Raw genomic sequence first — 4,594 nt, 5'->3', positions numbered from 1 at the left:
ACACTACCATGTTTTTTTAGGTGAAGAGGTTTGTCCGTCATGAATGAGATTGTAATCCCTTCTGGATGTTCTATAAGTCACTTAGCTAGCAAAATCAGACACAATCATAAATCAAGCTTCAAATTTGAAAAGGACGCCAGCTTCTCCATTGGAGCCGAAGGCTTTTTTATCTCCTGCGCAATAGGCCTTGCCCGATCTGGCAATTTAGAAAAAGTGAAGATCCACTTATCTAAAGCCGAACTTGAAGAATACGGCATCAAAGATGATTCGTATCTCGCCTCAGCTTGTTTTATCAATATATGCATGCAGGATTTGGTGATTTTAGACAGGCATGACAAGGACATAACACAATACCTTTTAGAAATGATCAGCGCTGCTGTTGATATGGACTATGGTGCATTTCAGGGAAGCCAATCTTATTCACTCTATGCATTGGATCCGTACTACGTCCACCCTCCCGTACTTAACCTAGGCTCCGCTGAGCCTTCGGAGGAGGACTTCCGGACACTCCTAGGCCCCAAGATCGAACAGTGCATGGTTGGGACTACTGCGGAAGCCTTAGGAGCACTTGAAAAAATTGTAAACTCAATGAGCCTCTATGTTTTCCTAAAGGAAATCTGGGAAAACACGATCCATCATGCTCGTCAACCTACAACATCGTTGCGATACATGAAGGTATCAAGAGTTATCTATAACAGTCTTACAGAGATTCAAAATTCAAAACTACCTATAGCTTTGGCTGCGTACCTAACAGCAAGATCCCAAAAGGAAGGCGCAAAAAAATACCTAATTATTGACGTTGTGGACTCAGGATACGGCATATATGAATCTTTGAAAGCCACATTCCCCGGACGAAGCAAGATAGAGGTCGTAGAGAGAGCATTCCACCAGCACAGCACTTCCAAGATTCAGCGCAAACCCATAAGGCGCGGACTTGGTTTACATGCTGCAATGGAGTGCGCCCACAAGCTAAAAGGACTGGTCGTCATCACAACCTCTGGCACTCTTTGCGCCAATTATGACTATGCTAGCGATACATTTCTAGACAACATAAAAGTCCTTTTCTCCGAAGATCAAACCGACGTACTTTCAACATCAATCTCGCTGATCATGCCGGTTTGACTATGAACCCAATAATCATAAACTGCATTGACATAGTCGGCCCAGCAGACATCGAACCACTGCTGGTAATGGCAACCAGCTCATCAGATGAACCCTACGACAAATGTTTTATTCTAGCTAGAAATCTGAATTTGGTTACGGAGATAGACAAAGAAGACAATACTCCTATTCGAAGAAAATTAATAAATCGCTTAAATCTTCCCTTCCTAGGAATTATCACGTACAGCACTCAATTCAAACGCTACCAGGTGTATCAAGTAACTAATGAGGGCGTATCACTCGCTGATGATGAACTCGACACTAAGGCGCTTGCCTCCATCGATCTAGATCGACTTCTAAACAAGTATTCCAGCGAAAGTTTTCTTCGTGGAGGCGATCAGTACCATTTTACAACACCTTCACACAACCATACTGATGCTTTTTTTCGACTCGGGGACTCGATCAAGAATAAAGATGACCTAGACAGGGTAGCATTTTGGTTACTTCAGGTTATCGACCATTCCGATTACATTTTCATTGACTCCTGGTCGATTGCAGCGCTCCCCCTTCGCGCAATGCAAATCCTAGGGAAAACTACTGTATTCGATGCCCTTCCGGCTCACCCGGCGAGGAAGCATGGGGATTGCAGATCTGTTATCTGCGCCACGACGCCGGCCTTGAAATCATCAACAAATCCCCTGCTGATCGTAAGTGTAGATAGCAGCGGTAGCCTGATCCGAACATTCCGCGAAATTTTTAGCGCTGCATATCCGTTAAAAAAGCTCACCGTAGTTTCTGTATATTCATTTAATGGCGGAGACGAGGCGATCTGCAAGATCAACGCTGAAGTCAAGCGCTTTAACTTCGACGAATGTGAACTCTGCAAAAAAAACAGCAAGCCAATAGAAATCCACGCAAGCGCCTATTATGTAAAAAGCCTTACTGACTCTGGGATTACCCTATGCAAAACTATCGCCAGCACAGGTAAACCATTTTTCGAAAAGTACCATGACCATTTGGACAGCATTATCAGCTTCCATAAAGGCGATCACTTCAAAGGCCGTAAACATTACGCTTACTACGTCGACTACAGCAAACTTTCCGGCATTGATGCCTTCTCTGGCGCTTTAAATCAAAAACTGAGATCTCTTCTGACGTCAGCTTCGCTTGTTTTGACCTTCTGCGATGATGAAAATCTTAAAAAAGAAGTTAACTCACTGGGCGCCAAGTGCATCTATCTGAAAGAGGTAGAAAGCGTACTGGAAGGCGACACCATTGGTGCCTTTGCCGCATCTGACAAAGTCGTGATATACGACCCCGTCGTCATCAACGGAAAGCCTTTTGAGCGGCTGAACAATCTAATAAGAGAAACACCAGAGCTAGATCAAGAGGTGCGCGATATTACTTTCCTATCAGGACTATATCGTCCCGCTTCAGGAAACGCTGAAAAGAGACTCAAAAACTGCGTCGCATACCCAGATCGAGATGGTGTAAAGCGAAGCCTTCAGCACATCGAAACCCTAGTACTACCTGATTATAATCAGTTTGATTGCCCCTGGTGCCTTGAGTTCAACTCTATAAATGGCTCCGTAAAAAAAGGCATTAAGAATTCTGGCCATTTCTACGAGAGGCTGACCAAACTCTCTAATATACAGGATGGTCTGTCCGGTAAAGATGCACTGTTCCACATAGATCCACGCACGGAATCCATCACACTGGGAGGTGGCTCTTACCTCGCACCAGAGAAGACCGGAATTTCTGGGGTGGTGCTTGCTGTTGCATCTTCTCTGCAGTTGATGAGAAGTCATGATGATGAAACCAAGCGGCTCTCCCCTGGGTTCCCTTACACCCAGGTATTAGGAGCAAAAAACTTTGAAAATTATTCTGAAGGGCTTATCCGGTCTGCCATCATCAGGAATGCATCAGCTATCGAGTATGGAGTTATTCAGAAAGAGGAAACTCTAGCTGTTCTGCTTCCAGCACTGGAAGACCCTCAACAGGGAAGTCTTCTATCCGAATACCTTATCGCCGTCATTTGCGGAAAGCTCCCGCCATTCACGACCCTAAGCGATAGTATCAACTCTCAGCTTGCAGAACTTAGAGCACAAAGCCCAAAACTTATGGCACTTACTTTGGCCAAGGGGTATGTATAGACCAATATCAATAAACTCACTACCTTGAGAGGTGGCTTTAGATTTTTAAGGGGCTACATCCAGTAGCCCCTCATCAAGCCCCGCACACAGGCCCAGGCTCGCACTTTAATATGTTGCGATCATATTCAGATCACAATAATTCTTTAGTACCTCAGCACATCAAGGTCTGGCCTTGGTAGTTTTCCAAGTATTCATTTCGAAAAGCACTGCTGCGTCGCCATCATCGTTCCAAATTGGGGTTTTGAGCCCAAAATAGAAATGATGCCACTTCACGCCACCATTTATCGTTGTCTGATATGTTCCCGGTTTCGTGTGAAGAGAAATCCGTTCGCCTTTTTTTACCGCAGTTGATTGAAACCAATGAGTATGACGGTGTTTGTTCGAAATCCGTCCATCCGCAGTGTAACTTGTGTCTGCAACCATGTAATAACTCATGTTGCAATCTTCCACCACACTTAGTAACACACGCTCTTCAGACGCATCGCCATGCCCATGAACGTGATCGATCTTGACTTTCATGTCGCTTTCCTTGCCAGAACACCAATTGAGCAAACGACTCTAATTGAATCGAGACCGGCGTGCCACTTTCGTCATTGCTCAGCACCTTAGGTGCCAAGCAGCTTCACCAAGGGCGGCTCACAGCTACTGGTCAAAATCCATCACGCCCCGAGATCCACCGCGAACAGTGCATCCCGCAACGCCGGCGTGCCCTGATGCTCCGACACGATCTTGCGGAGCAAAGCCTCACCTAGGTACGTGCGCAACCGGTAACGTATCTCGACAAAGGATTCCTCAACCTGGTATCCGCGGGCATGCCCTTGCTGTCTCAAGGCGCGCTTGAGAAGCATCAATACGTCATAGCCTGCCGTGCTCCCGTGGAATCGCGTCAATTCGTCAAACCCACCAGCACGCTTGTAGCTAGACAGCACGTTCTCCAAAATCGCGCCCAGCGACTCTCCGTAGATGAGCCACGCGCGCTGCCCCACCAACTGTTCTACTTCGGCGTCCACACAACCTCACAACCATGTCTCCGTGGCCGATACCTGAACACGACCATACCGCCACCCTACAGCCGAGGCCTACATGCACATCGAGTTTGATCTCAACCAGAATGACGCTGAAGCCCTCCTCAGGCACTGCCTGAGCCATCGCCCAGCGAGCGACGACCCCAGAGAGGATCAACGTCTTCTGGATGCCTTGGAAGCGCTAGGAGAGGCCTTGCAGGCCGCCAATAGAGCACATTGACCTATCGCCCGACATCCAGGTCACCAGTCGACAGGCGAACGAGCTAGGTGAGCTCAGCCAACCGGGGGGTGGTTGTCCGACGTTGGTACATAACG

The 4,594-nt window shown here is 47.1% G+C and carries 4 protein-coding genes; 2 read left to right on the top strand and 2 right to left on the bottom strand.

Going from position 1 to position 4,594, the window contains the following annotated elements:
• Window positions 1-39 precede the first annotated feature (39 nt).
• Both HP547_RS27435 and HP547_RS27430 read left to right on the top strand, forming a co-directional pair.
• On the top strand, window positions 40-1,122 hold the full coding sequence (locus HP547_RS27435; protein WP_172288582.1) for a hypothetical protein: 1,083 nt from the start codon (window positions 40-42) through the stop codon (window positions 1,120-1,122).
• 2 nt (window positions 1,123-1,124) lie between these two features.
• The gene (locus tag HP547_RS27430) at window positions 1,125-3,254 is read left to right on the top strand and encodes a hypothetical protein (protein WP_172288580.1); all 2,130 of its coding nucleotides are present in this window, start codon (window positions 1,125-1,127) and stop codon (window positions 3,252-3,254) included.
• Window positions 3,255-3,413: 159 nt separating this feature from the next.
• Here the strand turns inward: HP547_RS27430 and HP547_RS27425 are convergent, their stop codons facing one another.
• Window positions 3,414-3,773: a hypothetical protein gene (locus tag HP547_RS27425; RefSeq protein ID WP_172288578.1), complete on the bottom strand. Its 360-nt coding sequence runs from the start codon at window positions 3,771-3,773 to the stop codon at window positions 3,414-3,416.
• A 140-nt stretch (window positions 3,774-3,913) separates the two neighbouring features.
• Window positions 3,914-4,264 carry a hypothetical protein gene (locus HP547_RS27420; RefSeq protein WP_172288576.1) on the bottom strand — a complete coding sequence of 117 codons (351 nt, stop codon included), beginning with the start codon at window positions 4,262-4,264 and terminating at the stop codon, window positions 3,914-3,916.
• Window positions 4,265-4,594: the final 330 nt, after the last annotated feature.

This window comes from Pseudomonas sp. CM27 (assembly GCF_013179515.1).
Classification (GTDB): Bacteria; Pseudomonadota; Gammaproteobacteria; order Pseudomonadales; family Pseudomonadaceae; genus Aquipseudomonas.
The sequence above is the reverse complement of the archived record's forward strand: the minus strand, read 5'-3'. Positions and strand labels throughout refer to the sequence as shown.